This window comes from Agrobacterium tumefaciens (assembly GCA_025559845.1).
Classification (GTDB): domain Bacteria; phylum Pseudomonadota; class Alphaproteobacteria; order Rhizobiales; family Rhizobiaceae; genus Agrobacterium.
Genome location: CP048469.1, coordinates 3252432 through 3278464 on the forward strand (window position 1 = coordinate 3252432; position 26033 = coordinate 3278464).

General features: G+C 57.1%; 27 protein-coding genes and 1 pseudogene. 16 read left to right on the forward strand and 12 right to left on the reverse strand.

Annotation, left to right across the window (positions count from 1 at the left end; genetic code table 11):
- Nucleotides 1-17: 17 nt before the first annotated feature.
- Nucleotides 18-977, reverse strand: a complete 960-nt coding sequence (locus tag FY156_16085) for a bile acid:sodium symporter family protein (protein UXS02880.1) — start codon at nt 975-977, stop codon at nt 18-20.
- 341 nt (nt 978-1318) lie between these two features.
- Between FY156_16085 and FY156_16090 the strand changes: the two genes are divergently transcribed.
- Nucleotides 1319-2401 carry a glycoside hydrolase family 25 protein gene (locus FY156_16090; GenBank protein ID UXS02881.1) on the forward strand — a complete coding sequence of 361 codons (1083 nt, stop codon included), beginning with the start codon at nt 1319-1321 and terminating at the stop codon, nt 2399-2401.
- Nucleotides 2402-2416: 15 nt separating this feature from the next.
- Here FY156_16090 and FY156_16095 read toward each other — a convergent pair whose 3' ends face one another.
- The gene (locus FY156_16095; GenBank protein UXS02882.1) at nt 2417-3292 is read right to left on the reverse strand and encodes a DMT family transporter; all 876 of its coding nucleotides are present in this window, start codon (nt 3290-3292) and stop codon (nt 2417-2419) included.
- Between the two features lie 85 nt (nt 3293-3377).
- Here FY156_16095 and FY156_16100 point away from each other — a divergent pair, with 85 nt between their 5' ends.
- Both FY156_16100 and FY156_16105 read left to right on the forward strand, forming a co-directional pair.
- Nucleotides 3378-4802, forward strand: coding sequence for a PLP-dependent aminotransferase family protein (locus FY156_16100; protein ID UXS02883.1), 1425 nt, complete (start codon nt 3378-3380; stop codon nt 4800-4802).
- 101 nt (nt 4803-4903) lie between these two features.
- Entirely contained in the window at nt 4904-5221 is a 318-nt protein-coding gene (locus tag FY156_16105) for a hypothetical protein (GenBank protein UXS02884.1), read from the forward strand.
- Nucleotides 5222-5275: 54 nt separating this feature from the next.
- Here the strand turns inward: FY156_16105 and FY156_16110 are convergent, their stop codons facing one another.
- Nucleotides 5276-5734, reverse strand: a complete 459-nt coding sequence (locus FY156_16110) for an Rrf2 family transcriptional regulator (GenBank protein ID UXS02885.1) — start codon at nt 5732-5734, stop codon at nt 5276-5278.
- Between the two features lie 159 nt (nt 5735-5893).
- Here FY156_16110 and FY156_16115 point away from each other — a divergent pair, with 159 nt between their 5' ends.
- Nucleotides 5894-6784 carry an NAD(P)/FAD-dependent oxidoreductase gene (locus FY156_16115; protein UXS02886.1) on the forward strand — a complete coding sequence of 297 codons (891 nt, stop codon included), beginning with the start codon at nt 5894-5896 and terminating at the stop codon, nt 6782-6784.
- A gap of 7 nt (nt 6785-6791) precedes the next feature.
- Here FY156_16115 and FY156_16120 read toward each other — a convergent pair whose 3' ends face one another.
- Complete coding sequence (locus FY156_16120; protein UXS02887.1) at nt 6792-7670, reverse strand: AraC family transcriptional regulator; 879 nt, start codon at nt 7668-7670, stop codon at nt 6792-6794.
- Here FY156_16120 and FY156_16125 point away from each other — a divergent pair.
- On the forward strand, nt 7669-8076 hold the full coding sequence (locus FY156_16125) for a DUF2000 family protein (protein UXS02888.1): 408 nt from the start codon (nt 7669-7671) through the stop codon (nt 8074-8076). The genes FY156_16120 and FY156_16125 overlap by 2 nt on opposite strands.
- Nucleotides 8077-8150: 74 nt before the next feature.
- Here the strand turns inward: FY156_16125 and lepA are convergent, their stop codons facing one another.
- The 3 genes from lepA to FY156_16140 all read right to left on the reverse strand — a co-directional run bounded on the left by lepA (nt 8151) and on the right by FY156_16140 (nt 11513).
- On the reverse strand, nt 8151-9989 hold the full coding sequence (gene lepA, locus FY156_16130) for an elongation factor 4 (GenBank protein UXS03180.1): 1839 nt from the start codon (nt 9987-9989) through the stop codon (nt 8151-8153).
- 61 nt (nt 9990-10050) lie between these two features.
- Nucleotides 10051-10920 carry a carbon-nitrogen hydrolase family protein gene (locus FY156_16135; protein ID UXS02889.1) on the reverse strand — a complete coding sequence of 290 codons (870 nt, stop codon included), beginning with the start codon at nt 10918-10920 and terminating at the stop codon, nt 10051-10053.
- Nucleotides 10917-11513 (reverse strand): GNAT family N-acetyltransferase, encoded by a 597-nt coding sequence (locus FY156_16140; protein UXS02890.1) that lies wholly within the window; start codon nt 11511-11513, stop codon nt 10917-10919. Before FY156_16140 ends, FY156_16135 begins: the two co-directional genes overlap by 4 nt.
- 73 nt (nt 11514-11586) lie before the next feature.
- Between FY156_16140 and FY156_16145 the strand changes: the two genes are divergently transcribed.
- Genes FY156_16145 through FY156_16155 form a run of 3 tightly spaced genes read left to right on the forward strand, consistent with a single transcriptional unit; the run spans nt 11587 to nt 13190 of the window.
- Nucleotides 11587-11988 carry an isopropylmalate/homocitrate/citramalate synthase gene (locus tag FY156_16145; GenBank protein ID UXS02891.1) on the forward strand — a complete coding sequence of 134 codons (402 nt, stop codon included), beginning with the start codon at nt 11587-11589 and terminating at the stop codon, nt 11986-11988.
- 58 nt (nt 11989-12046) lie between these two features.
- Nucleotides 12047-12625: an XRE family transcriptional regulator gene (locus FY156_16150; protein UXS02892.1), complete on the forward strand. Its 579-nt coding sequence runs from the start codon at nt 12047-12049 to the stop codon at nt 12623-12625.
- 16 nt (nt 12626-12641) lie between these two features.
- Nucleotides 12642-13190, forward strand: coding sequence for a GNAT family N-acetyltransferase (locus tag FY156_16155; GenBank protein ID UXS02893.1), 549 nt, complete (start codon nt 12642-12644; stop codon nt 13188-13190).
- On the opposite strand, the gene FY156_16160 is transcribed toward FY156_16155, so the two are convergent.
- Nucleotides 13162-14238: a dienelactone hydrolase gene (locus FY156_16160; protein ID UXS02894.1), complete on the reverse strand. Its 1077-nt coding sequence runs from the start codon at nt 14236-14238 to the stop codon at nt 13162-13164. The genes FY156_16155 and FY156_16160 overlap by 29 nt on opposite strands.
- Nucleotides 14239-14375: 137 nt before the next feature.
- On the opposite strand from FY156_16160, the pseudogene FY156_16165 reads away from it, so the two are divergent.
- Nucleotides 14376-15510, forward strand: a pseudogene (locus FY156_16165) (helix-turn-helix domain-containing protein).
- Here FY156_16165 and FY156_16170 read toward each other — a convergent pair.
- Both FY156_16170 and FY156_16175 read right to left on the reverse strand, forming a co-directional pair.
- Nucleotides 15474-16577 (reverse strand): TRAP transporter substrate-binding protein, encoded by a 1104-nt coding sequence (locus FY156_16170; protein ID UXS02895.1) that lies wholly within the window; start codon nt 16575-16577, stop codon nt 15474-15476. The pseudogene FY156_16165 and the gene FY156_16170 overlap by 37 nt on opposite strands.
- A gap of 173 nt (nt 16578-16750) precedes the next feature.
- On the reverse strand, nt 16751-17224 hold the full coding sequence (locus tag FY156_16175; protein UXS02896.1) for a truncated hemoglobin: 474 nt from the start codon (nt 17222-17224) through the stop codon (nt 16751-16753).
- 140 nt (nt 17225-17364) lie between these two features.
- On the opposite strand from FY156_16175, the gene FY156_16180 reads away from it, so the two are divergent.
- Entirely contained in the window at nt 17365-18348 is a 984-nt protein-coding gene (locus tag FY156_16180) for a rubrerythrin family protein (protein UXS02897.1), read from the forward strand.
- A gap of 70 nt (nt 18349-18418) precedes the next feature.
- Here the strand turns inward: FY156_16180 and FY156_16185 are convergent, their stop codons facing one another.
- Together FY156_16185 and FY156_16190 are read right to left on the reverse strand one after the other, a co-directional pair.
- On the reverse strand, nt 18419-19033 hold the full coding sequence (locus tag FY156_16185; GenBank protein ID UXS02898.1) for a transglutaminase-like cysteine peptidase: 615 nt from the start codon (nt 19031-19033) through the stop codon (nt 18419-18421).
- A gap of 121 nt (nt 19034-19154) precedes the next feature.
- Nucleotides 19155-19940, reverse strand: coding sequence for an alpha/beta hydrolase (locus tag FY156_16190; protein ID UXS02899.1), 786 nt, complete (start codon nt 19938-19940; stop codon nt 19155-19157).
- A gap of 188 nt (nt 19941-20128) precedes the next feature.
- On the opposite strand from FY156_16190, the gene FY156_16195 reads away from it, so the two are divergent.
- The 6 genes from FY156_16195 (at nt 20129) to FY156_16220 (ending at nt 25969) form a co-directional block, all read left to right on the forward strand.
- The gene (locus FY156_16195; protein ID UXS03181.1) at nt 20129-20665 is read left to right on the forward strand and encodes a translation initiation factor IF-3; all 537 of its coding nucleotides are present in this window, start codon (nt 20129-20131) and stop codon (nt 20663-20665) included.
- A 162-nt stretch (nt 20666-20827) separates the two neighbouring features.
- Nucleotides 20828-21031 (forward strand): 50S ribosomal protein L35, encoded by a 204-nt coding sequence (rpmI, locus tag FY156_16200; GenBank protein ID UXS02900.1) that lies wholly within the window; start codon nt 20828-20830, stop codon nt 21029-21031.
- Nucleotides 21032-21071: 40 nt separating this feature from the next.
- Nucleotides 21072-21476 carry a 50S ribosomal protein L20 gene (gene rplT / locus FY156_16205; GenBank protein UXS02901.1) on the forward strand — a complete coding sequence of 135 codons (405 nt, stop codon included), beginning with the start codon at nt 21072-21074 and terminating at the stop codon, nt 21474-21476.
- Nucleotides 21477-21566: 90 nt separating this feature from the next.
- The gene (locus FY156_16210) at nt 21567-22445 is read left to right on the forward strand and encodes a serine/threonine protein phosphatase (protein UXS02902.1); all 879 of its coding nucleotides are present in this window, start codon (nt 21567-21569) and stop codon (nt 22443-22445) included.
- The gene (pheS, locus tag FY156_16215) at nt 22438-23520 is read left to right on the forward strand and encodes a phenylalanine--tRNA ligase subunit alpha (protein ID UXS02903.1); all 1083 of its coding nucleotides are present in this window, start codon (nt 22438-22440) and stop codon (nt 23518-23520) included. Before FY156_16210 ends, pheS begins: the two co-directional genes overlap by 8 nt.
- Nucleotides 23521-23545: 25 nt before the next feature.
- The gene (locus tag FY156_16220) at nt 23546-25969 is read left to right on the forward strand and encodes a phenylalanine--tRNA ligase subunit beta (protein UXS02904.1); all 2424 of its coding nucleotides are present in this window, start codon (nt 23546-23548) and stop codon (nt 25967-25969) included.
- Nucleotides 25970-26033 lie beyond the last annotated feature (64 nt).

Consider the following 26033-nt stretch of genomic DNA (forward strand, 5'->3'; position numbering starts at 1 on the left):
TTTTTGTTTTTCCGAAGTTAGCTGGCGTTTTTGGGGGAGCCAACGGAAACCTCTTCTGTTCGTCCCGAGAAGAAGTTCGCAAGCAAGGCACCGGAAATGTTGTGCCAGACGCTGAAAATGGCGCTTGGTACAGCCGCGACAGGGGAGAAATAGGTGTTTGCCAATGCAGCGCCGAGGCCGCTGTTCTGCATGCCCACTTCAATGGCGATAGCCTTGCGTTTTGCAAGCGACAGGCCAAATACCTTGGCTGCGAAGAAGCCGAGCATGTAACCCAGGCCATTATGCAGCACCACGATAACGAAGATCAGCAGTCCCGACTGAGCAATAGCACCTTTGCTCGCGCCAACGACGGCAGCAACGATCAGGACGATACCGATAACGCTGACCAGCGGAAGAGCGGGTACGGCGTTGCGGACAATGCCGGGCGCAAGCTTTTGCAGGGCGAAACCCAGCGCTAGCGGGACAAGCACGACCTTGACGATGCTGACGAACATTGCTGCGGCATCAACAGGCAGATACTGGCTGGCGAAAAGCCAGACAAGGAAAGGCGTAACAATCGGTGCGGCCAGCGTCGTCACGCTGGTGCAGGCGACGGAAAGTGCAACATCGCCCTTGCTGAGGTAGGTCATGACGTTGGACGACGTACCGCCCGGGCAGCAGCCGACCAGAATGACACCGGCAGCAACTTCCGGAGACATCGGAATGATCTTCGTTAGTGCGACAGCCAGCAGCGGCATGATGAGGAATTGCGACAGAACGCCGATGCCGACATCAAATGGCCGCTTCACCACCTCGCGGAAATCGTCGACCGATATCGTCAGTCCCATGCCGAACATGATGATGGCAAGAAGCGTCACGATCCACGGCGCGATCTGCTTGAACGTGTCCGGGAACACGTAACCGAGTGCGGCGAACAAAATGACCCATATGGCAAATGTCTTGCCAACGAAATTTGAAAAGGTTGCGATTGCCTTCAATTGTGCCTCCCTGTCCAGACGCATATCGAACGGCGGAGAGGTTTCGGATATCGCGCCCGGAAATAAATACGTCGGGCGGTTGCCCGTTAGACTGTTTCAATACTCTCCAGCATGGTTTGGCGGTTTATCCTTCGTCCCCGGCCTGTCAAGGCGAATGCTGGGGCAAACCGTTCCGCCGGCGAGGTATAAGCGCGGCCACTACCAGAATTAAGGGGGGCTTTGGCTGGCGCCGCGTAAAGATAAGATTCAGTCTTTTTTGATAATCTTCTGTTAGCAATTGTATTTTCGAGGTCTCCGGGGGGCGTGAAAGCGTGTCCTGATTGTTTTGCGTACGGGTTCCTATGCGTCCATCGGCTGTGTCAGTACTTTTCTTCGGCTGCCTTGTGCTTGGCGGCTGCACGTCCAGTTCCGGACCGGAAAGCCTGATGGCGGGGCTTCCTTCGAAAGAAACAACAAGTTCGGTTACGCCGTCATCGCCGGTGCCGCAGGCCAATGTCGGCTCGGACCCGATCAGAGCGCAACCGCGCCAGGAAGTTTTGGCCTGGGGAGGGCCGGTGCCGGATGCGCCCAAGGCATTCTCGGCGATAACCCCGCAGGCAACATTGCCGCAGACCGCACCTGAAATTCGTCTTCCAGTCGCGCCGCAGGCCGAAATGATGCGCCCGGCCGAGCGTCCGGTGCAGATGGCCATGGCCGTCGCCCCGGCGGCAGGAGCCGGTGCACAGATCCGATCGCGCATTTTCCGCTCTGGCTTCAGTGATGCCAAGCCGATCAACTTCGGCAAGGTGCAGCCGCGTCATTATCAGGTTCATGGCGTTGATGTGTCGCGCTGGCAGGGTGAGATTGACTGGGAGCGTTTGAGAACGCGTGGCGCGAACTTCGCCTTCATCAAGGCAACAGATGGCGGCGATCACCTCGATCCGATGTTCAGGACCAACTGGGCACGGGCGAAAGCTGCCGGTGTTCGCCGTGGCGCCTATCACTTCTTCTACTGGTGCCGTCCAGCAAGCCATCAGGCCGAATGGTTCATTCGCAACGTGCCACGTGATCCTGATGCGCTGCCGCCAGTCATTGACGTTGAATATAATGGTGAATCCGCCTGCAAGATGCGCCTGCCGCGCGCCAAGGTGCTGGAAAAGATGCAGGTCTTCATGGACATGCTCGAGCGCCATTACGGCCAGCGCCCGATCATCTATACGGCCCCGGATTTCTATAAGGATCACCTCTCCGGTGAATTCCTGAATTATCCCTTCTGGCTGCGCGCGGTTGCCCAGCACCCATCCAAGGTCTATCCGGATCGCAAGTGGCTGTTCTGGCAATATTCCGGTTCCGGTCTGTCGCACGGCGTTGAAGGCAAGATCGACCTCAACGTCTTCAACGGCAGCGAGGAGGCGTGGCATCGCTGGGTTCGCAGCGCAGGCTGAGGACCGACCCGCCGCTCAACGGGAAAATTTTCTGGCACCAGCAACGCAGCAAACGACGGCAAGCGTAACGGCAATCATGGCACTGCTCACGCTTTCCCCGAGCAGCGTTGAGGCTAGGATCAGGCCGAAAAAGGGCTGCAGAAGTTGCAACTGTCCCACGGCGGCGATGCCGCCAAGCGCCAGCCCGCGATACCAGAAGATGAAGCCGATCAGCATGCTGAAGAGCGAGACATAAGCCAGCCCGCCCCAGGCTTGCGCTCCGATGCCGGTGAGCGACTGAGGCATGGTCAGGATCGACAGGGTGGCCATGACGGGTAGCGACAGTACCAGCGCCCAGGAAATGACCTGCCAGCCGCCAAGCGTGCGGGAGAGGGCGGCACCCTCCGCGTAACCAAGCCCGCAGACAAGAATTGCCGCCAGCATCAGTAGGTCGCCATAGAGCGATGAATCGGACCCGATTGCCAGGGAGTTCGACAGCGAAAATCCTGCCACCAGCGCGCTTCCTACGCAGGAAAACAACCAGAATGCCGGGCGCGGGCGTTCGCCGCCGCGCAGAACCGCAAAGATAGCCGTTGCCAGCGGCAGAAGTCCGACGAATACGATGGAATGCGCCGCCGTGACGTGACGCAATGCAAGAGCCGTAAGCAGCGGAAATCCAACCACGACACCAAGCGACACGACTGCAAGCGAGACCATATTGCTGCGAGACGGGCGCTTTTCCCGAAACAATAAAAGAAGCATGAGCGCCAGGATGCCGGCAATACTGGCGCGGACGACCGTCAGAAACACCGGATCGAAATCCATGATGGCCAATCGGGTCGCCGGCAGTGAGCCGCTAAAAATAACCACACCGATAAAACCGTTTAACCAACCGCTTGTTACTCTATTCATCTGTCGTCTCCTGTCAGTCGTTTTTCCTTGCTCTGGAATGAGCAGAAGATACAGTGACGGTCGTATACAGTTTGATGAAACTGTTATGGTTGTTGAGGCAATACAGATGGAACAGAGTGCGGGCAAAGCGGCTAATTCAGGTACACTGATCGATGCGGTCATGGCCAATATCCGGCAGCGCATTGCGGCGAGAAATCTTGTGCCCGGCGCCAAACTGCCGTCCGTCAGGGCTCTGGCAAAATCCATGCAGGTTTCAACCTCCACCGTTATCGAGGCATATGATCGCCTGGTTGCCGATGGCACCCTTCGCTCGCGACCTGGCTCCGGATTTTATGTGGCAGGTGCGCTCGCGCCCCTCTCTCTTGCCGCGATTGAACCGCGTCCGGACAGGGCCGTCGACCCTCTTTGGGTCTCCAGGCAGGCGCTTGATGATACCCCCGGTTTTGCCAAGCCCGGTTGCGGCTGGCTGCCACCATCCTGGTTACCGCAGGCCGCGTTGAGGCGAGCGGCCAGGGGAATTGCGCGCGCCGATGCCTCGATGTTGACGGACTATGCCAGCCCCATGGGGCTGGCGCCCTTGCGGCAGCTTCTGTCACGCAGGCTCGAAAATCATGGCGTTCAGGCCGGTGCGCACCAGATCATTCTGACGGAGTCCGGAACACAGGCGATCGATCTTCTCTGCCGCTTTTTGCTCCAGCCCGGTGATACGGTCATTGTTGATGACCCTTGCTATTTCAACTTTCATGCTTTGCTGAAAGCGCACCGTGTTAAAACCGTTTCGGTCCCCTACACCGCCTCGGGACCGGATCTCGTGTTGTTCGAACAGGCCCTGCTGGAACATCAGCCACGCCTCTACATCACGAATTCTGCAGTTCATAATCCAACCGGCGCCTCGCTTTCACCGGTTACCGCGCACCGGGTTCTCCTGTTGGCAGAGAGAGCCGGTTTGGCGATTATCGAAGACGATATTTTTGCGGATTTTGAAACGCACCCGTCACCTCGCCTTGCTGCGTTTGATGGGCTGAACCGTGTTGTCCAGATCGGCAGTTTCTCGAAAACACTGTCTGCCTCGGTTCGATGCGGGTTTATCGCCGCTCCAGAAGTATGGGTGGAGCCATTGATCGATCTCAAGATCGCCACGTCATTTGGCGGCGGGCATTTTTCCGAGGCACTGGTTCTCTCGCTTTTGAAGGATGGCAGTTATCGCAAGCATGTGGAAGCGCTTCGGCAACGTCTCGCCGTAACGATGGCCGAAGTGATAACCAGTCTCAAAGCATTGGGCTGCACGCCCTGGATCGAACCAAATGCGGGAATGTTTTTGTGGTGTCGGCTACCGGACGGCGTCGATGCTGCAGAGCTGGCAAAACGGGCTTTGACTCAACAGGTGGTGCTGGCGCCCGGCAATGTCTTCAGCTCGTCTGAAAAAGCGGCCGGATTCATGCGTTTCAACGTGGCGCAGATGTCCGATCCGAAGACCATGCCGGTGCTTCAGCAGGCATTACAGGGTTAACGGACTGCCGATTTTTCTACCTCTTGCGAGTGCAGGGAAACGAAATGGAACAAAATCTTGTGAACGCCGTTTCCTTCTCAGAGTGAAGAGGAGGAAATGCCATGACTTTTGATCCCGGCAACCCACGTCCGGAGCGTGATCTTCGCCCGGAAGTGAATATTACCAATGAACCACGCGCCCGTTCGTCCTGGACGCCGTGGCTGGCTGTTATCGTTGTTGTGCTTGTGGGTATTTTTGCCTGGTCGCAGATGAGCGGCCCGACGACCGACCCATCGACCACATCTTCGACAACACCGCCAGCCGTCAGTGACCAGGCACCTGCGCCGGCTCCGATGACCCCGACAACGCCTGCCACGCCGCCAGCAAACAATGCTGCGCCGACGACACCAGGCACGGGTGGCACACAGACCCAGCCTTAACAGGCGGGACGTCATGAGAGCAGCCGCTCGCCCTATGGGCGGGCGGTTGTTTTTTTATAACGTGTCCATGGCTGCAGGATTGTGTGACAGCATCGCCCAGTGGTTGATCGATTGTTTTGCCAGTTCAGCAAGCGTAATGCGTTCGAAACGCGTCAAGAGGATTGATTGGGCTTCGCTCATGGCGTCTGATAGCGCCTCATTGACAGCCTGCTCGATAACGCAGTTGGGATTGTCGCCAGCAAGGCCAATTGAAAAAAGCTCCGGTTTTCCAAGTGCGCGGTAGATATCGAGCAACGTGATTTCGGCCAGCGGGCGGGCGAGAACCCAACCTCCACCGTGGCCTTTTTCAGATGTGACGTAACCCTCATCGCGCAATCCCGCCATCGTTCTGCGTATGACGACAGGGTTGGTCTGCAACATTGTGGCAATCGCCTCCGATGTCGCAGGTCGCTCATGTTTCTCCATATGGATCAGAATATGCAGCACCCGTGAAAGGCGCGTGTCGTGTCTCATGGTCGCATCCGTTGTTTTGTTGGACCCTACCAACCGATTGGTAACGTAACAATATAAGTTGCATGATTGTTGACATGGAATTTCAAGTAACAATATAAGTTACGAAAGCGGGAATTGTCTTCCTGCTCGTTGAAGATCAACAAACAACAGGTGTTACCCATGAAATTCGATGCCATCATCATTGGCGGCAGCTATGCCGGGTTGTCGGCCGCTTTGCAGCTTGGCCGCGCCCGACGAAACATTCTCGTGGTGGATGCGGGCGAAAGGCGAAATCGCTTTGCTAGCCACTCGCACGGATTTCTCGGGCAGGATGGCAAGACGCCAGGAGAGATCATTGCCGAAGCAAGGCGTCAGATCGAGACATACCCGACAATACAGTGGGCAAGCGGTCGGGTGACGGATGCAGACGGTTCGTTCGATGACTTCAGGGTGGAGATTGATGGCGAACGCCGCGAGACTGCATCCCGTCTCATCCTCTCAATGGGTGTTACGGATGAGCTGCCAGAAATTCCGGGCTTGAAGGAACGTTGGGGCCAGACAATTTTTCATTGCCCTTACTGCCATGGTTATGAACTCGACAGGGGTCGGATCGGTGTGATTGCGGCGTCTTCGCTTGCCATGCACCACGCGTTGATGTTGCCGGACTGGGGGGAGACGACGCTGTTTACCAATGGTGTTTTCACGCCCGACATGGACCAGCGGGCTCATCTTGCCAGCAGGGGAACCGCACTGGACGAAACCAGGATTGCCGAAATTGCAGGTGCTGCGGATATCTTGCTTGCAGACGGCAGGCGCATCGTCATGGACGGGCTTTTCACACAGCCGATCATGCGTATTAGCGCGCGTTGGATCGCCAAACTCGGTTGTGCCCTTGAGGATGGACCCATGGGCGCATCGATTGCAACGGATGCCATGAAGCAGACCACAGCGCCGGGCATCTTTGCCTGCGGAGACATTGCCCGCGCGGCGAGTTCTGTTGCGCTTTCCGTTGGCGATGGCGCAATGGCCGGTGCATCCACCCACCGTTCCCTGATGTTCCCGAATGTGTGACGACGGTTCAGTGTGAGGTAAGGCTCAGCCAGCGACCCGGCGTGATGCCAAAAGCGCTTTTGAAGTGACGGGTGAAATGGGCCTGGTCTGCGAAACCGCATGAAAACGCCGTTTCTGCCAGGCCAGCCCCCGTCGCCATGATCGTTTTGCTCTTCTCCAGTCGCCGCATGATGAGATAGCGGTGCGGGCTTGTCGAAAACAGCGCCCGGAACTGGCGCGACAGTGTGAAGCGATCCAGACCGCTGATTGTCTCAAGGTCTTCGGAACTGACGATACGATGGCTGTTTTCGAAGAGATAATCGCGGCAGCGCAACATCGCTGCATGATCAACCCGTTTGCTTCTTTTGACCTTTGCGTCAGCGTGTTTCCAGAGGTGGTCTGCGAGGCGAGATTGCCAATCGCTAAGCTGCAGGTCAGTCGGTTCGAGATCGAGATTGCCCAGTGCGTCGACAAGGCAGTGACGGAAATCCTCATCCTCGATGACCGGGCTTCTTGCAAAGGGAAGGGCGCGATAATGGTCACAAGCCGCGATCATCCATTCCGGCGGCAGATACAGCATCCGGTAGTGCAGACCTTCCTCTGTGCCGGCGCCTCCATCATGAATCTCGTCCGGATGCAGGACAATGATGTTGCCGGGTGCACTGAAGCGCGATGCCCCACGATAGGAAAAGGTTTGAATACCGGAAATCGTCACACCCAGCGCATAGGTGTCGTGACGATGCGGAGAGTATGCGTTGCCACGGAACCGGGCATCGATGCGCTCGATCCCTTCGCTGGTCGGCGCACGAACAATGCCCTCGAAACTGCACGAACGTTCAAGATCGGCATCGTCTTGCGGTTCTAGGATCGGTTCTCTTTGATAACCGCAACCGGATTGAATTCGCATGTTTGACACCAAGATCGCCATTGTCCTTCGAGATGACCTTGCCGCGTGGCAAAAACTGAATGTTACCGCATTTCTGATGTCTGGAATTGTCGCCCAGACGCCCGAGGTCATCGGTGAACCATATCGCGATGGCGCGGGCAACGTCTATAATCCCCTGTCCGTACAGCCTGTCGTGGTCACCGCAGCGGATCAGGAAACTCTGCGAAAAATCCACGGCCGTTCGCTTGAGCGTGAGGTCACGACCTCGCTCTATATCGAGGAAATGTTTTCCACCGGCCACGACGCAGCCAATCGGCAGGTCTTTTCGGAGTTCTCTCCGGAGACCGCCAAGGTGGTCGGTTTAGCCATACGTGCCGATAAAAAGATCGTCGACAAGATTACGAAGGGTGCAAAGTTGCACGCGTGAGACCGAACCCACCGGAAACGAAAAGGGGAGGTAACAAGCCTCCCCGAATGACGTTTCGATGAGAGCTTCCGCTCTTATTCGTCGTTCATCTTCAGTGCAGCGATAAAGGCTTCCTGCGGAATTTCGACCTTGCCGAACTGGCGCATGCGCTTCTTGCCTTCCTTCTGCTTGTCCAGAAGTTTGCGCTTGCGGGTGGCGTCGCCGCCGTAGCACTTGGCCGTCACGTCCTTGCGCAGCGCGCGAACGGTTTCACGCGCAATCACCTTGCCGCCGATGGCAGCCTGGATCGGGATCTGGAACATGTGCGGCGGGATCAGCTCTTTCAGCTTCTCGCACATGCCGCGTCCGCGACGGTCGGCAGCCGAGCGGTGAACGAGCATGGAAAGCGCATCGACCGGATCGCCGTTGACGAGGATCGACATCTTGACGAGATCGCCCGGACGGTAATCCATGATGTTGTAATCGAAGGAGGCATAACCCTTCGAGATGGATTTCAGGCGGTCGTAGAAGTCGAATACCACTTCGTTGAGCGGCAGTTCATAGGTCAGCATCGCACGGGTGCCGACATAGGTCAGCTCCGTCTGAATGCCGCGACGGTCCTGACACAGCTTCAGAATGCCACCGAGATAGTCATCTGGGGTCAGGATGGTTGCCTTGATCCACGGCTCGCGGATTTCATCGATCTTCACTACATCCGGCATGTCTGCCGGGTTGTGAAGTTCCTTCTCGCTACCGTCCGTCAGGCTCATCTGGTAGACGACCGACGGTGCTGTTGCGACGAGATCGAGGTTGAACTCGCGCTCAAGACGTTCCTGAATGATTTCCAGATGCAGAAGCCCCAGGAAACCGCAGCGGAAACCGAAGCCGAGGGCTGCCGAGCTTTCCATTTCGAACGAGAACGACGCATCGTTGAGACGCAGCTTGCCCACGGCCGAACGCAGATCTTCGAAATCCGCAGCGTCAACCGGGAACAGGCCGCAGAAAACAACCGGCTGTGCGGGCTTGAAGCCTGGCAGAGCCTTTTCCGTCGGGCGACGGTCGTCGGTGATGGTGTCACCAACGCGCGTATCGGCGACTTCCTTGATCGATGCGGTGATGAAGCCAATCTCGCCAGGGCCGAGTGAATCGACATTCACCATCTTCGGTGTCAGCACGCCAACGCGCTCGACGCTGTATTTTGCGCCCGTACCCATCATGCGAATCTGCTGGCCCTTGGCCAGTACGCCGTCGATGACGCGCACCAGAACCATGACGCCGAGATAGGTGTCGTACCAGCTATCGACCAGCAGCGCCTTGAGCGGGCCTTTTTCGCCTTCCGCGCTTTTCGGCGCAGGCAACTTCTGGACGATGGCTTCCAGGACATCGGGAATGCCAAGACCGGTCTTGGCGGAGATGAGCACCGCATCGGAGGCGTCGATGCCGATGACTTCCTCGATCTGCTCCTTGATGCGGTCCGGTTCGGCCGCAGGCAGGTCGATCTTGTTGAGGACCGTCACCAGCTCATGATTGTTGTCGATGGCCTGATAAACGTTGGCTAGGGTCTGCGCTTCCACGCCCTGGCTGGCGTCGACGACGAGCAGCGAACCTTCACAGGCCGACAGCGAGCGCGAGACTTCATAGGCGAAGTCGACGTGACCGGGGGTGTCAATGAGGTTCAGCACATAGGTTTCGCCGTCGTTCGCCTTGTAGTGCAGGCGCACGGTCTGGGCCTTGATGGTAATGCCGCGCTCGCGCTCGATATCCATCGAGTCGAGAACCTGTTCCGACATATCACGTTCGGCAAGGCCGCCCGTCGACTGGATCAACCGGTCGGCCAGCGTCGATTTGCCGTGATCGATGTGGGCAACGATCGAGAAGTTGCGGATATGGTCCAGGGGCGTGCGGGTCGAATTTGTGCTCATGTTCCGCGCTATAGCAGGGGCTTGTGATGCCGCAAAGCGGGAATTTGGTTAAAAGCCCTTTAAAATGGGCTTTTCATCCCTGGAATTGCTCTGGCCAGTCGCGGCGGGTGGCGACCTGCCCCTCGGTCCGCAGTTTTGCCACTGTGGCAAGGTCGATATCGACCACGAGCAACGAACTTTCCATCACCGCATCGCTCTCGCTTTCCGCCACGATGCCGGACGGCGGCATGCCGTAATCCGAGGGCACATAAAGCGCCGCACGACCGCGATTTTCATCGACGGCCGGCGACCAGGGTGCTTCTCCCGCTGTGGGGGAGGAGAGTACGGCATACTGGTTTTCCAGCGCCCGTGCCTGAGCGCCAATACGCACCCGGTAAGCCCCCGCCAGCGTATCGGTGCAACTCGGCGCCAGCACCAGTTCCACACCGAGTTCGGCCAGCTTGCGGCCTAGCATCGGGAACTCGTTGTCGTAGCAGATAAGGATGCCAAGCTTGCCAAGTGCCGTGTCAAAGGCCTTGAGCCCTTCGGTACCACCGTGAATGTTCCATTGCTCGCGCTCAAAGCGCGTCATGATCTGCTTGTCCTGATATCCGATGAGGCCATCGGGTCCGAACAGCCAGGCGCGGTTGCGGAATTTTCCATCGTTGTCCTTGACCGGAGCGCTGCCCGGTTGAAAGAGAATCTGATGTTGCCGGGCCAGTTCCTCGCAAAGCTCGACCCATGAAGGGATCAGCGGCTGTATCTCCTCGATGGAACGGTGCAGATCCGAGCGTGCCTCAGGCGGCAACTGTCCGGTCAGCGTCATCGCGGAATATTCCGGCAGAAGCAGAAGTTCAGCTCCCTTGTCCTTGGCCTCCCGCACAATTGCCGAAAGATGCGCGGCATAGGCGTCCCATGTCTCGATCAGTTCAATGGCATACTGGCTGGCGGCAAGTCTGGTCATGGGGCAATTCTCTTCATCCAGAAGGACAGCGGTTTTGAACTTTTGCTCGTCTCGTCCAGGTCCTGCCAGGTAAATGTGGTGTGCAGTTCGGGGTGATGGCGATAACCGCGCTTTTCCCAGAAAGCGTTGAGCGGCACATAATCTGCAGGCCGGCGTGGATGGTTGTCCGGGCGCTCGACAGCACAGAACGTGCACCATTCGATACCACCAAGCCGTTTTGCGTGGGCTTCCCGCTCTTCGAAGAAACGCACGCCGGCACCCTGGCCACGATACGTGTCCAGAAGCACGCTTTCGCCAAAATAGAAAATGCGCTCGGGATCGTATCCGGCGGCAATGAAGGGAGCCTTGACCTCTTCGGTTTCGACAGCCATGGGCATGCCTGTGGACATGCCCACCACCTTGTCGCCGTCCAGTGCCAGCACGAAAACGGCACCCTCGGCCTGCGCATAGGTCGCCAGATATTCGCGTTCGTGTTCCAGCGTCCCGTCGTAAAGATAGGGGAAGGCGCGGAACACTGTAATGCGCAGATGCGCAAGGTCATCAAAATAGGGAACGGCATCAATGCCGGAAAGAGACTTGATTTCGACGGTCATGGGCATTTTCACTTTCGTTTCCGCTGGTTATACCGTCATGGGAAACCTGCGCAAGCATTGAACGGAGAAGATGATGACCGCTAGTGAGACCATTCGTGCCTATTACGATGCCTTCAACCGTCAGGACATGGAGGCGTTTCTGGCGCTGCTCACTGACGATGTCGTGCATGATATCAATCAGGGTGAGCGACAGGCGGGCAAGGCAGCCTTTGCCTCCTTCATGGATCACATGAACCGTTGCTACAAGGAAGCCCTCACGGACATGGTCATCATGGCTGCAGAGGATGGCAAGCGCGCGTCGGCCGAATTCGTTGTGAACGGCGAATACCTTGTAACGGATGAAGGCCTGCCGGAAGCCAACGGCCAAAAATACGTCCTGCCAGCCGGAGCCTTCTTCGAACTGAAGAATGGAAAAGTGGCCCGTGTGACCAACTACTACAACCTGAATGACTGGATTGCTCAGGTCGGGGCCTAAGCCGTTTTCTATTATGATGGATGTTGACTCCATTATGTGAGAGTGTAATTTTCACATAATGGAAAACGAAGATGACATCCTTGAACGGTCTATCGGTGAGCGCATCAAATTGCTGCGCTCACGGAACAGTCTGACGCTGGACCAGCTTGCCTCTTCATCCGGCGTCAGCCGCGCGATGATTTCGCGTATAGAACGCGGCGAGGCGAGCCCGACCGCCTCACTGCTTGCCCGCATTTGCTCGGCGCTTGGACTGTCCCTTTCCGGCTTTTTCGCTGAAGACGAAGACGTGGTGTCTCCTCTGGTGCGACGGTGCGAACAGCCGCTCTGGAAAGACCCTGAAACGGGGTATGTCCGCCGCGCGATTTCGCCGCCTCGTGTCGGCTCAGACGTCGACATTGTCGAGGTCGAGTTTCCGGCCGGTGCGCGTGTCAGCTTTCCGCCGCACGCGGCAAGCCGCGGCATGACGCAATATGTCTGGGTGTTCGAGGGCACGTTGGAGATGACGACGGGCGGAGAGACCCACCGCCTGGAGCCCGGTGACTGCCTTTTCATGCCTGTTGGCGAGGGACACATATTTCATAATTCATCCAGCATCGCCGCACGTTACGCAGTGGTGCTGGATCGCAAATCCCGCTGATTTTTTTGGAGTTTTTATGGTCAGCATTCGTGTTTTGAACGCGCAGGAAACGATCGCCGCGTTGCCCGATCTGTGTGAAGTTCTTTCGGACTGTGTGAATGGCGGGGCATCCGTCGGCTTCATGCTGCCATTTACACCGGTGGATGCGGAACCCTTCTGGCGTTCTGTGGCGGATGCCGTCGCCAATGGCGGCACGATTCATGTGGTGGCGGAAGTCGAAGGCAAGGTGGTTGGAACGGTCCAGATCGGGCTCGCATCGAAGCCGAACCAGCCCCATCGCGGCGATCTGATGAAGTTGCTCGTACATCGCTCTGCGCGTGGGCTTGGCCTGTCGCGCCAGCTCATGGAGGCCGTGGAAAAAGAAGCAGCTGATCTTGGTCGCAGCCTTCTTGTTCTCGATACCGCCACCGGCAGCGATGCCGAAGCGATTTATCCTCGCTTCGGCTGGGAGCGCGTTGGGGTTATTCCCGATTACGCACTTTTTCCCGACGGCAGCTATTGCGGCACGACCCTTTTTTACAAGCGGATCGGTTCAATCACTGACCCGGCTTCAGTGTCCGGTTGAATGCTGCCACGATCTTTGTTTCCAGCTCTGCGTGAAGATCCTTGCGATCACGCAAGCCGGCCGGTTCGCAGATAGGGTCGCGTTCGCCGACAGATTTCAGGAACGCTGCCGCGCCCGGTTTGCACACGGGCAGGAAGCTGAAATGATCGGCTTCGTCGACCTGTTCATAGACGGAGCCGGGTACCCTGGCTGCGAGCTCATCGGCAAGCACGGCAGGTGGAATCTTCCCCTTGCTGCCGAGATTGATGAAGGTCAGCGGAATGTCGATCTTTTCAAGGCTTTCCGGTTGGAACGCCAGTGCCAGACCAGGATCGACAAGCACGGCCGAACGAATGCGAGGGTCGCGGTTCTGCTGTTCAAAACGGGTTTTATCGATGCTGCCGAGATCGAGCTTAGGGACATCGATCTGCTCTTCATTCTTGTAGCCACGCCCGCCCGCAAACCATTGGCAATCCATGGAGGTGGCAAAGGTGTCGCAATAGTTGATGTAGGATTGGAGATCGGCGCGCGCGCCGGCGATTTCCATTGCTGCGCTGCCGCCGAGCGAAAAGCCGAGGACGCCGACCTTGTCGGCATCGATGGTACCGGTCCAATCCTTGCTGGATGTCAGTGCTGTTACGAGTGTCGAAAGATCATCAGTCCGTTCCCAGATTCTTGGGGTTTCGGCCGGGGTGGAATCGCCGCTGGTGGTGCCGGGATGGTTCGTGCCCGCCACGATGAAGCCTTCGCTTGCAAGTCTGGCTGCAATCCATGCCATGCCCTCCGCACGCGAGCCGGAGCCGTGAGAGATCAATACCAGAGGGAACTGTCCTATTTTGATTTCGGCACCTTCCAGAACCGATGCGCCTTCAAAAATGCGATTGTCGCCGGACATCGTCTGCGTGCCGTTCTTGCCTGTCGTTGGGTACCAGACGGTGACTGCCAGATCCGTTGCCCGCGCTTTCGACGGCACGGATATGATTTTCAGCCCAACCGCATCGGCGGCAAAAGCCGGACCGCAAAAAAGAGAACCGGCGAAAACGGCCGCAAGAATGTTTTTCGGTGTCATGAGAGCCTCTCTGTTTGACAAAGTAATGCTCCCGTTTTCTCTTTTGCGCGGATAAATGCGTCCTCGATCGTGTTCAAGGTCGTCCTCAAACGCGATCTGGTTCAAGAAGGATGTTATGGTCGTTTGCGGATGTTGCTGTGCTTTTCATTCCTTTACCCTTCGTTGTTGCGCTCCTTCTTGTCCTGATTTTCATTTCCTTCCTGCGAAGCAGGAGCGAACTGAAAGCCAACAGGGCGTTCCTCGCCTTGATTGCGTTTTGTGCTCTGCAGTCAGTTCTGGTCGGATTGCGTTGGGGATACGGCGTTGAGCAGGTTCGTTACATTCTGCCGGTTCTGGCGGCCTGCCTGCCACCTTTGACCTATTCTGCTTTTCACGGGCTGATCGGTCTGAGCGGCACCAGTCGGAACATCCTGTGGGGCGGCCTCCTGTTGTCGCCTTTGGTCGTGATCGCGCTGCTTTTCGTTTTTCCTGTCGTGATCGACTTCGCGCTGATTGTGATCTTTGTTGGTTACGCGGTGGCCTTGCTGCTTCTGGCGCGACAGGGTCCGGATGGATTGGATGAGGCACAGTTTGCAAGTGCCACTTCGGCGCATAGGGCTCTGGTGATTGCGGCCGTCGCCCTGTGCCTGTCCGCGACCTTCGATCTTCTGGTCTTCCTTGATTTCGAATGGACGCGTGGGGAAAATGCGGCCGCGCTGGTCAGCAATGCCAATCTTCTCGGTTTGTTGCTGATCGGTCTGATGGCCCTTGTCGCAGGACAAAGCAAAGCGCCTCAGCTTGCCTCTGAGCCGACGCTCGAAGCGCCGATCCATTCCACTCCATCAGAAGAGGACAGGGAGGTTCTCGAGAAGCTCGACAATCTCATGCAGGGGCAAAAATTTTATCGCGATGAAAATCTCAACCTGTCGCGACTGTCCCGCCGGTTGGGCCTGTCTGCCAGACAGATTTCCGGCGCCATCAACCGTTCCCTTGGCATCAACGTATCGCAATATGTCAATCAGCTTCGTATCCGGGAAGCCTGCCGTCAGCTCGAAGAAACCGATCAATCGGTCACGGCGATCATGTTGTCTTCGGGGTTTCAGACGAAATCCAACTTCAACCGCGAATTTCGCCGGATAACCGGCATGAGCCCGGTTGCCTGGCGCGAGCGCGAACTGTGGAAACTCGTATCGCCCAACAAAAACGGTCATCCGGAGCCAGCCGGATGACCGTTTGATCAGGCAGAAGATGCGTGATTACAGCGTGCCGTTGCGCTGCTGGATCATCATGTAGGTGTCGTAAGTGTATTCAGCGATCTGCGCCCAGAGGTAAGCGTCCTTCTTGAAAGCCTGCTGGCTTTCATAGATTTTCTTGAAGCTTTCGTTCTTGGCAGAGATTTCGGCGTAGGTTTCCTGTGCAGCCTTGTGGCAAACGTCGAGGATTTCCTGGCTGAACGGACGCAGGATGGCGCCCTGCGCGACCAGTTCCTTCAATGCCTTCGGGTTGTGCGCGTCATAGCGCTCCAGCATGGAAGCGCTGCCCGCTGCGCAGGCGTCCTTGAGGATACGCTTGTAGTTTTCCGGCAGTTCGTTGAACTTCTGCAGGTTCACGAAGGCGTGGACAGCCGGGCCACCTTCCCACCATGCCGGGTAGTAGTAATACTTCGCCACCTTGTAGAAGCCGAGCTTCTGATCGTCATAGGGGCCGACGAATTCGGTGGCATCGATCGTGCCTTTTTCGAGCGCCGCATAAACGTCACCGCCGGCGATCTGCTGCGGGGTGACACCGACCTTCTGCATGACCTGGCCGGTCAGGCCGGCGATACGCATCTTCAGGCCCTTGAGGTCGTCGATAGTATTGATTTCCTTGCGGAACCAGCCACCCATCTGCGCTCCGGTGTTGCCGAGCAGAATGGAGTAGATGTTGTGCTCAGCGAGGAACTCGTTGAGCAGTTCGTTGCCACCTGCCTGGTTGAACCAGGCGTTGGTCTGGCGCGCGTTCAGACCGAAAGGAACGGACGTTCCGAGAGCAAAGGTCGGGTCCTTGCCGACGTAATAGTAGGCGCAGGTGTGCGCCATTTCGACGGTTCCGGCCGTTACGGCATCGGCTGCCTGAAGCGCGGGTACGATTTCACCGCCGGCAAAGTGCTGAATGACGAAGTTGCCACCGGAAGCTTCCTTGACGTGGTCAGAGACGGTCTGGCCAGCGCCGAAAAGAATGTCGAGCCCCTTGGTGAAAGAGGACGTCATGCGCCAGGTGATCTTGGGGTTTTCCTGCGCAATAGCCGGAGCGGCGAGAGCAGTTGCGGTGACACCAGCGCCAACTGCGCCTGCCTTGCGGATAAATGATCTGCGATCCATGTCGATAAGCCTTGTACGTCTGTCAATTACAGGCGAACCGCACGGTACGCCTCCCAAGGGCTACTAATCATTTATCCTTGATGCCATCAAGAGGATATTTCTGAAAATTGCGCCCGGCTTGCTTCACGCGTGAAGATTGTTGCGACGATACTATCGCCAGGCGTCTATTATCGTCAGGAACGTGCTTTTTTCAGGGCGGGATCGTCCAGCGCCGGATTATAAAACAGCGAAAGCGTGAGACTTCTGGCAATCCGTTGAGCGGTTTCCATAAACCACGCATGGGCCTCGCGACTGGGGGCGATATCGGCCAAAGTTGCGGAGAACAGATCTAGCCATTGCGGGAATAGCTCTGCCGTCATGTTTTCCACGCCAACATGGGCCTGAACAGGCTTGCCGCCATAACCGCCGTTCTTGAAGGCAACCGCGGACCAGAAGCGTTTCATCTTTCCCATGTGCTCCGGCCAGCGTCCGTCGAGGCGGGCGGCGAAAACCGGACCGAGTGTAGGATGCTGCAAAACGCGCGCGTAAAAGGTTTCCACCAGAAGGTCGATAAACTGGGCATCGACTCCAATCGCCGCCATGGCCTCTTCTGCCCGGTGCTGGATCTCCGCATTGTGTGCCGCTTTCGCGTCGAACCGTTCCTGCATGGCTTTCTCCTTTCAGCGGAATTTAGGGTGGATTTGAGCCATTCACAATGCGACCTTTCGCCATATTAGAATTATTCTAAAAATTCTTGATCTGGCGCGCGGAGAGTTGTATTTAGAATTATTCTAAAAAGGCCATTCTCATGTTTCGCAGTCTCTTTTCACTTTCCAAACGCCCGTTCTTATCATTGAGCGAACAGGAAATCCTGGCACTCGCAATATCGTCCGAGGAGGACGATTCCCGAATTTACCGGTCTTATGCCGACCATCTGCGTGGGCAGTATCCGCAGTCGGCCAAAGTGTTCGACGATATGGCTGATGTCGAACAGCGCCATCGCAATGTTCTGATCGACATGCACCGTGAGCGGTTTGGAGAAACGATCCCGCTGATCCGGCGCGAGCATGTCCGGGGTTTTTACGAAAGAGCGCCGGATTGGCTGGTGAAGAACCTGTCTCTTGAGAAAATTCGTGCTCAGGCCGAATTGATGGAGGCGCAGGCAATCCGCTTTTACGACGAGGCGTTGAAGCGCACGACTGATGCTGGGACGCGCAAGTTGCTGGGCGATCTGGCAGAAGCGGAGCGCGGTCATGAAGACATAGCGCGTATGCTCGAAGACCGGCATCTTGGCGATGACGAACGCTCGGAAGAAGAACAGACCTCCAAACGTCAGTTCCTGCTGACCTATGTTCAGCCTGGCCTGGCCGGATTGATGGATGGTTCCGTCTCCACGCTCGCTCCGATTTTTGCGGCAGCCTTTGCGACGCAGGATACCTGGCAGACGTTTCTGATCGGCCTGTCAGCCTCTGTGGGTGCCGGTATTTCCATGGGCTTCACAGAAGCTGCGCATGATGATGGCAAGCTGTCGGGCCGTGGTTCTCCGTTCAAGCGCGGACTGGCATCCGGCATCATGACGGCGGTCGGTGGCCTCGGCCATGCCTTGCCTTACCTCATTCCGCATTTCTGGACGGCGACAGCCATCGCGGCCGTTGTCGTTTTCGTCGAATTGTGGGCGATTGCCTTCATCCAGAACCGTTTCATGGAAACGCCGTTCCTGCGTGCCGTCTTCCAGGTCGTGCTGGGCGGCTCGCTCGTGCTGGCCGCAGGCATCATCATCGGCAACGGTTGATTGGCAAACCGTACAGCATAAACAAAAAAGCCCGCAATGCTGCGGGCTTTTTCCGGAGTGGTTGTGGTGATCAGCGCAGCGCGCCGACCAGAACGTCGCGACCGTCCTCGATGGAGATCCAGCGGCCCGTGTTGAACGACGCCTGACGCTTCAGATAGGTATAGTTGGTATCCGTCCAGAGCTTCACATCATCCGAAAGGTTGTCGAGAATGAAGTCTCCATCCGTCGTACGAAGGGTGAGAACGGCATGACCTTCTCCATCCGGCTTGCGGACGACAGTGATCAACAGGTCCGAAACGGCAAACCCTTTTTCGATCAGCTTTTTGCGTTTCAAAAGCACGAAGTCTTCGCAATCGCCTGCTGTGGTCGGGTATTCCCAGACTTCGTCCTTGCCGTAGATTTCCTGGTCGGTCATGGCCACGATTGTGGCGTTAACGGAGGTGTTGATTTCACGAACAACGCCCCAGCCATATTCCGTCACGCGCGGCGGCGGTGTGACCTTGCTGCGAATATTGCACTCGTCGGCGTATTTCTGACAGAACTCGTAATGGCCGATTGGCTGGGAAGTAATGCCACCCGTCACCATGGAAGGGCTTCCCTTGTTCTCCGCAGATGCGGAGGCAGCAGTCATAAACCCGGCGGCAACTGCAAACAGCAGCGCACGCGCCAGTCGTGCGTTCATCATGAAACCCGTCCCTAAATTCTTAACGAAAAGTTAAGAGGCTTCAGGGGCGGGAGTCAATCATTAGCAATCATTCAACAACGGGACTCGTGAATTATGGTTAAGATCGTTGCTGAAATGCCTATCATACAAGGCTTTTGACGGCGGCCAGCATCCTGTCGATATCCTGCGGGCGTGACAGTCTATGGTCGCCATCGCGGATCAACGTCAGGACAACGTCGTCAGCCGGCAGGTGTTCAAGCAATTTCAGGGCATGCTGATAGGGGACGTCGGGGTCCTGCATGCCTTGCAGAATGTGCACCGCGCAGCCCGTGGTGATGATGCCCTTGAGCACCCGATTGTCTCGACCGTCGTCAATCAGTGCGCGAGTGAAGATATTCGGCTCGGGGCTATATTCGGAATGTTCCTCGAAATAGCCTTTCTCCTCAAGCGAGGCCTTTTCCGCATCCGAAAGGCCGGGTTCGATCAGCTCGGCGGTAAAGTCGGGCGCAGGTGCAATCAGAACCATGCCTGCAACAGTGGGAGAGCCGCCAGCTTTGCGCAGTTCCTCGACCATGCGAAGTGCAATCCAGCCGCCCATCGACGAACCGATCAACATAGCACGCTCGGGTGCGACATGACGAACGACGTCAAGCGCTTCTCCAAGCCAGCGGGAAATTGTGCCCTTATTGAAGTCGCCGCCGGATGCACCGTGGCCGGAATAATCCAGGCGAAGGCAGGCAATGCCGTTTTCTGCCGCAAAGCGATCCAGTTCGACCGCCTTTGTTCCCGACATGTCGGAACGATAGCCGCCGAGCCAGACAAGTGTCGGTGCTTGCGGGTTTGATGTCGCGGGACTATAGATAAACGCGATATCACGAGCATCGTCGCCGGTACCAATAGTGACGAATTCGGCAGTGTGTTCGGCCATGGAAATGTGATTCTCCTGATTTTGGTGCAACAACGGCGGCAGATTTGCAAAAACCGTGACAACAGGTGATCTTTTCGGGCAGATATGCTATTGACTTCGCCGCGGCAATAACGACATTTCCGCCGCTTGCAACTGAACAAGCTGTTTTTTGCTGACGTGATCCAGAAACAGATCAGGAGAATACGACCATTCGCAGACCTTTCAAAGCCGATGCCCCCGTCAAGGAGGGCCCGCGCTCCAACCGGGAAATTCGGGTTCCCAGAGTTCAGCTTATTGATGAAGAGGGCCAGAACCTCGGCGCGATGCCGACGGATCAGGCATTGAAACTGGCGGAGGAGGCCGGTCTCGATCTCGTTGAGATTTCGCCGAACGCTGAACCGCCGGTGTGCAAGATCCTCGATCTCGGTAAACTGAAGTACGCGACCCAGAAAAAGGCCGCTGAAGCGCGCAAGAAACAGAAGATCGTTGAGGTCAAGGAAATCAAGATGCGCCCCAACATCGACACCCATGACTATGAGGTGAAGATGAAGGCGATGAGTCGTTTCTTTGAAGACGGCGACAAGGTGAAGGTAACGCTGAAGTTCCGTGGCCGCGAAATGGCCCACCAGGAACTCGGCATGAAGCTTCTCCTGCAGGTTAAGGAAGATACCCAGGTCATCGCCAAGGTGGAAGCCGAGCCGAAGCTGGAAGGCCGTCAGATGATGATGGTGCTTGCGCCGAAGTAATACGGCATCCTTGCGGGGAAGTTTTTATTCCCCGTTGCGCTTTTCCATAACTGCGGTTATAAGCGCGCGTTCCGAACGGTCCGGCAGGGCATGCCGAGGCCGTTCTTAATGCTTGAAACCTGGCCTCGTCTGCCTGGTTCATACAAAAAATGGAGTAGCAAAATGCCCAAGATGAAGACGAAGTCCGCTGCCAAGAAGCGGTTCAAGATCACTGCAACCGGCAAGGTTGTTGCAGCTGCTGCCGGCAAGCGCCACGGCATGATCAAGCGTACCAACAAGTTCATTCGCGACGCGCGTGGAACCATGGTTCTCGCCGAAGCTGACGGCAAAAAGGTCGTCAAGAACTACCTGCCGAACGGTCTCTAAGACTTTTCCGCATTTTTGGACACTTTAAGGAGATCATGACATGGCACGCGTAAAACGTGGCGTAACTTCCCGCGCCAAGCACACCAAGACACTCAAGGCAGCCAAGGGCTTCTACGGCCGCCGCAAGAACACCATCCGCGCAGCAAAGGCTGCTGTGGATCGTTCCAAGCAGTACGCTTATCGCGACCGTAAGGTCAACAAGCGCAACTTCCGCGCTCTGTGGATCCAGCGTATCAACGCTGCTGTTCGCGAATTCGGCCTGACCTACGGCCGCTTCATCGACGGTCTGAACAAGGCTGGCATCGAAGTTGACCGCAAGGTTCTGTCCGACATGGCTATCCATGAGCCGGCAGCATTCGGCGCGCTCGTTGAAGCAGCGAAGAAGGCTCTTGAGTACCTCAAGGATGCTGGTACGACCAACGAGTTTGAATCCGCTGTAAAGTAATTACGGCGCGGACAATCTGTTGTTCATTTGAAACCCGCGCCGGTACACCGGCGCGGGTTTTTTATTTTTGGGTTGGGCGGGGCAGAAGACATGTTGGGTGCCGCAAGCGAGACGGAAAAGGCCGAAGGTTTTCATGTTCATCTGGGGGACGCAGATATTGCGGCCCTGATGCAGGCCCTCTTGCAGAGCAAGGGGCGTATTCAAAAGCTGCAACTGCCCAGCCTCACGGTCTGGATAAAGCGCCACGGCACGGAAAAACTGTCCGCGTGGATCAAGCTTCAGAGCTTTCTTGCCAAGCTGCTGCCTTACACCTTCATGCGTCCGTCGCCCCCTCTGGATGGTGCGGGTTTGATGCGCCGCGAGATCGAAACGATGCAGGTGTTCAGGGCCAAGGGTTTTCCGGTCCCCCCGATCATTTATTCCTCCAAGACCGCCGTTGTGCTTGGCGACGTAGGCCAGACGCTGGCTGAACGGATGGATGGATTGAAGGGCAGGGCTCCGCAGGACCATGACGCGTTGCTGGTCAAATCCGCCACGGCACTCGGGGAACTGCATGCCGCCGACCTCTGCCACGGTCGACCGCATGTTCGAGACTTCTTCCTTGAAAACGACCGTGTCGGTTTCATGGATTTCGAAGAACGTCCACAGGATGTCATGCCACTTCAGACAGCGCAGGCGCGTGATGTCTGGCTGCTCTTTTTGCAGGTCGCTACACGCGCCTGCAATTCTTCGGCAACCTGTGATGCGGCCTTTGCCGGCTGGTACAGAAACGCGCCCGCCGCCACCGTTGAGGAATTACGCCGTCTGGTCGAGATTCTCGGGCGATTTTTACCCCTTGCCCGGTTGATTGGGCGCGTACGGATGGGTAGTGATCTGCGACGCTTTATCATGGCGACCGACTATCTGATGAATGCTGTGAAACCCGAAGCCGCCGGGAAAGCTCTCGGCGAGGCAGGAAAAAATGACTGAACTTGATACCTTGAAATCGCAATTGATGTCGGAGATCGCCGTTGCTGCAGATGAGGCGGCTATCGAGGCCGTGCGCGTATCCGCACTGGGCAAGAAGGGCTCGGTTTCGGAGCTTCTCAAGACGCTTGGCTCGATGACCCCGGAAGAGCGCCAGACACGCGGCGCCGCCATCAACCAGCTCAAGAACGAAATCACCGACCTGATCGGCGAACGCAAGAGCGCCCTGAAGGATGCAGCCATTGCCGCGCGTCTTCAGGCTGAAACGGTCGATGTCAGCCTTCCTGTTCGCCAGTCGCCTGCAGAACGCGGTCGCATTCATCCGATCAGCCAGATCGTCGATGAAATCACCGCCATTTTCGCCGATATGGGTTTCTCCATTGCCGAAGGCCCGGATATCGAGACGGACTATTACAACTTCACGGCACTGAACTTCCCTGAGGGGCATCCGGCCCGCGAAATGCACGACACCTTCTTCTTCCAGCCGGATGAAAAGGGTGAGCGCAAGGTGCTGCGCACACACACCTCGCCGGTTCAGGTGCGCACCATGGAAAGCCAGAAGCCGCCGATCCGCATCGTCATTCCAGGCAAGACCTATCGCCAGGATTCGGACGCGACCCACTCGCCGATGTTCCATCAGGTTGAGGGCCTTGTGATCGACAAGAAGGCGCATGTCGGCAACCTTCGCTGGATTCTCGAAGAGTTCTGCAAGACCTTCTTTGAGGTGGACAGCGTCGTCATGCGTTTCCGCCCGTCCTTCTTCCCCTTCACGGAACCGTCCTTCGAAGTCGATATCCAGTGTGATCGCTCCGGTCCTATCGTCAAGTTCGGTGAAGGCAACGACTGGATGGAAATCCTTGGCTGCGGCATGGTGCATCCAAATGTTCTGCGCGCCGGTGGTTTGGACCCGGACGAGTACCAGGGTTTTGCCTGGGGCATGGGTCTCGACCGCATCGCCATGCTGAAATACGGCATGCCGGACCTGCGCGATTTCTTCAACGCCGATGTTCGCTGGATGAACCACTACGGCTTCCGCCCGCTCGATATGCCGACGCTGTTCGGCGGTCTGAGCGTTTGATCGGTTAAGTCGAGGAGCAAGATACATGAAATTCACACTCTCCTGGCTGAAAGAGCATCTTGAAACCGATGCCTCTCTGGAACAGATCTGCGAGCGCCTGACCGCCATCGGTCTTGAGGTCGAGGATGTCGACGACAAGGCGGCTTACAAGCCGTTCGTGATCGCCAAGGTTCTGACGGCTGAAAAACATCCTGAAGCCGACCGTCTCAAGGTTCTTTCCGTTGATGCGGGTGACGGCAAGCCGGTGCAGATCGTCTGCGGTGCGCCAAACGCGCGCGCCGGTCTCGTCGGTGCGTTGGCACGTCCGGGCACCTATGTTCCGGGCATCGATGTCACGCTGTCGGTTGGCAAGATCCGTGGTGTCGAAAGCCACGGCATGATGTGCTCGGAAAAAGAGCTCAACATTTCCGAGGATCACAACGGCATCATCGACCTGCCGGAAGATGCGCCTGTCGGCACGTCATTCGCGTCTTATGCCGGTCTCGACGATCCGGTCATCGAGATCAACCTGACGCCGAACCGCCCGGACTGCACCTCGATCTTCGGTATTGCCCGCGATCTGGCGGCATCTGGCCTCGGTACACTCAAGACCACGTCCGCGCCGTCCTTCAAGGTCGAAGGCAACACGTCGGTCGACGTGAAGCTGGAACTGGACGATGCGGCGCTCTGCCCAGGTTTTTCGCTGCGCATCGTGCGTGGCGTCAAGAATGGCCCGAGCCCGAAGTGGATGCAGGCACGCCTTTCCGCCATTGGTCTCCGTCCGATCAATGCTCTGGTGGACATCACCAACTACATGACCTTCGATCAGGGTCGTCCGATGCACGTCTTCGACGCCGCCAAGGTCAAGGGCGACCTCGTCGTGCGCCGTGCGAAAGAGGGTGAAACCATCCTCGCGCTCGACCAGCGTGAATACAAGCTCGGCCCTGCCAATGTGGTCATCGCTGACGATAACGGTCTGGAATCCATCGGCGGCGTCATGGGTGGCGAACACTCCGGCTGCGATGAGAACACCGTTGACGTACTGATCGAATCCGCGCTTTGGGACCCGATCAACATTGCCAAAACAGGCCGCTCGCTCGGTATCATCACCGATGCACGCTACCGTTTCGAGCGTGGCGTCGATCCGGAATATATGGTTCCGGGTCTGGAGCGCACGACGCAACTGGTGCTGGAACTTTGCGGTGGCGTTGCCGGCGAAGCCAAGGTTGTCGGTTACAAGGGCTACCAGCCCAAGGTGGTTGACTTCCCGCTTTCCGAAGTCAAGCGCCTTACCGGTCTGGAAGTTTCGACCGAAGAAAGCTTGACCATTCTCAAAGGCCTCGGCTTTGCCGTCGAAGGTTCTGGCGAGCGTGTCAAGGTTTCGGTTCCGTCATGGCGCCCGGACGTGGACGGCAAGGCTGACCTCGTTGAAGAGGTCATGCGCATTCATGGCGTGGACAACATCAAGCCAGAGCCGCTGGAAAGCTTCGGCGCCGTCAATGGCCGCATCCTGACCACGCTGCAGATCCGCACCCGCACTGCGCGGCGCGCACTGGCAAGCCGTGGCATGCTGGAAGCCGTGACCTGGTCCTTCATTCCTGAGGCACAGGCAAAACTGTTCGGTGGCGGTTTGCCCGCATTGAAGCTCGCCAACCCGATTGCCGCCGATATGTCCGACATGCGGCCTTCGCTGCTGCCAGGCTTGTTAACGGCTGCTCAGCGCAATGCCGATAAGGGTTATGGTGATGTGGCGATCTTTGAGGTCTCCGGCACCTATGAGGGCGATACGCCCGAAACTCAGCGTCGTGTAGCTGGCGGCGTTCGCCGCGGCACGGCATCGCTGGCTGGTGCGGGGCGTATGTGGTCCAACGCTGCCAAAGGTGGCGGCAAGCCGGTCGACGTCTATGATGCCAAGGCTGATGCTTTGGCCGTGATTGAAGCCTGCGGCCTGCCAATGGCCAATGTCCAGATCGAAGCCGGTGCACCGGGTTGGTATCATCCGGGCCGTTCAGGCACGATCAAGATGGGCCCGAAGGTCATTCTCGGTTACTTCGGTGAATTCCACCCGAAGACGCTTGGCGAACTGGATGTGTCAGGCGTTTATGCCGGTTTCGAAATTTATCTCGATGCAATGGCCGAGCCGAAGAAGAAGCCGACGCGTACCAAGCCTGCGCTTGATCTTTCGCCTTTCCAGGCGGTGAAGCGCGATTTCGCTTTCGTGGTCGACAAGTCGGTTGAGGCTGGTGCCATCATCAAGGCGGCAACCAGCGCAGACCGCAAGCTGGTGACCGGCGTGAATGTGTTCGACGTTTTCGAGGGCGCATCCCTTGGTGAAAACAAGAAGTCGATCGCCATCGAGGTTCAAATCCAGCCGGTCGACAAGACCCTGACGGATGAGGATTTCGAAGCCTTGACCGCAAAGATCGTCGGCAACGTCGAGAAGACGACGGGCGGCGTGTTGCGCGCCTGAGCCGAAGTCAATCAATGAAAGAAAGCCGCGGACGCAATGTCCGCGGCTTTTTTATTGGAGCCAA

Excerpts from the sequence above, each read along its gene's own strand:
- FY156_16090 (UXS02881.1), top strand. The coding sequence starts at position 1,319 with ATGCGTCCATCGGCTGTGTCAGTACTTTTCTTCGGCTGCCTTGTGCTT.
- FY156_16095 (UXS02882.1), bottom strand. The coding sequence starts at position 3,292 with ATGAATAGAGTAACAAGCGGTTGGTTAAACGGTTTTATCGGTGTGGTT.
- FY156_16100 (UXS02883.1), top strand. The coding sequence starts at position 3,378 with ATGGTTGTTGAGGCAATACAGATGGAACAGAGTGCGGGCAAAGCGGCT.
- FY156_16105 (UXS02884.1), top strand. The coding sequence starts at position 4,904 with ATGACTTTTGATCCCGGCAACCCACGTCCGGAGCGTGATCTTCGCCCG.
- FY156_16110 (UXS02885.1), bottom strand. The coding sequence starts at position 5,734 with ATGAGACACGACACGCGCCTTTCACGGGTGCTGCATATTCTGATCCAT.
- FY156_16115 (UXS02886.1), top strand. The coding sequence starts at position 5,894 with ATGAAATTCGATGCCATCATCATTGGCGGCAGCTATGCCGGGTTGTCG.
- FY156_16125 (UXS02888.1), top strand. The coding sequence starts at position 7,669 with ATGTTTGACACCAAGATCGCCATTGTCCTTCGAGATGACCTTGCCGCG.
- FY156_16120 (UXS02887.1), bottom strand. The coding sequence starts at position 7,670 with ATGCGAATTCAATCCGGTTGCGGTTATCAAAGAGAACCGATCCTAGAA.
- FY156_16135 (UXS02889.1), bottom strand. The coding sequence starts at position 10,920 with ATGACCAGACTTGCCGCCAGCCAGTATGCCATTGAACTGATCGAGACA.
- FY156_16140 (UXS02890.1), bottom strand. The coding sequence starts at position 11,513 with ATGACCGTCGAAATCAAGTCTCTTTCCGGCATTGATGCCGTTCCCTAT.
- FY156_16145 (UXS02891.1), top strand. The coding sequence starts at position 11,587 with ATGACCGCTAGTGAGACCATTCGTGCCTATTACGATGCCTTCAACCGT.
- FY156_16150 (UXS02892.1), top strand. The coding sequence starts at position 12,047 with ATGGAAAACGAAGATGACATCCTTGAACGGTCTATCGGTGAGCGCATC.
- FY156_16155 (UXS02893.1), top strand. The coding sequence starts at position 12,642 with ATGGTCAGCATTCGTGTTTTGAACGCGCAGGAAACGATCGCCGCGTTG.
- FY156_16160 (UXS02894.1), bottom strand. The coding sequence starts at position 14,238 with ATGACACCGAAAAACATTCTTGCGGCCGTTTTCGCCGGTTCTCTTTTT.
- FY156_16170 (UXS02895.1), bottom strand. The coding sequence starts at position 16,577 with ATGGATCGCAGATCATTTATCCGCAAGGCAGGCGCAGTTGGCGCTGGT.
- FY156_16175 (UXS02896.1), bottom strand. The coding sequence starts at position 17,224 with ATGCAGGAACGGTTCGACGCGAAAGCGGCACACAATGCGGAGATCCAG.
- FY156_16180 (UXS02897.1), top strand. The coding sequence starts at position 17,365 with ATGTTTCGCAGTCTCTTTTCACTTTCCAAACGCCCGTTCTTATCATTG.
- FY156_16185 (UXS02898.1), bottom strand. The coding sequence starts at position 19,033 with ATGATGAACGCACGACTGGCGCGTGCGCTGCTGTTTGCAGTTGCCGCC.
- FY156_16190 (UXS02899.1), bottom strand. The coding sequence starts at position 19,940 with ATGGCCGAACACACTGCCGAATTCGTCACTATTGGTACCGGCGACGAT.
- rpmI (UXS02900.1), top strand. The coding sequence starts at position 20,828 with ATGCCCAAGATGAAGACGAAGTCCGCTGCCAAGAAGCGGTTCAAGATC.
- rplT (UXS02901.1), top strand. The coding sequence starts at position 21,072 with ATGGCACGCGTAAAACGTGGCGTAACTTCCCGCGCCAAGCACACCAAG.
- FY156_16210 (UXS02902.1), top strand. The coding sequence starts at position 21,567 with ATGTTGGGTGCCGCAAGCGAGACGGAAAAGGCCGAAGGTTTTCATGTT.
- pheS (UXS02903.1), top strand. The coding sequence starts at position 22,438 with ATGACTGAACTTGATACCTTGAAATCGCAATTGATGTCGGAGATCGCC.
- FY156_16220 (UXS02904.1), top strand. The coding sequence starts at position 23,546 with ATGAAATTCACACTCTCCTGGCTGAAAGAGCATCTTGAAACCGATGCC.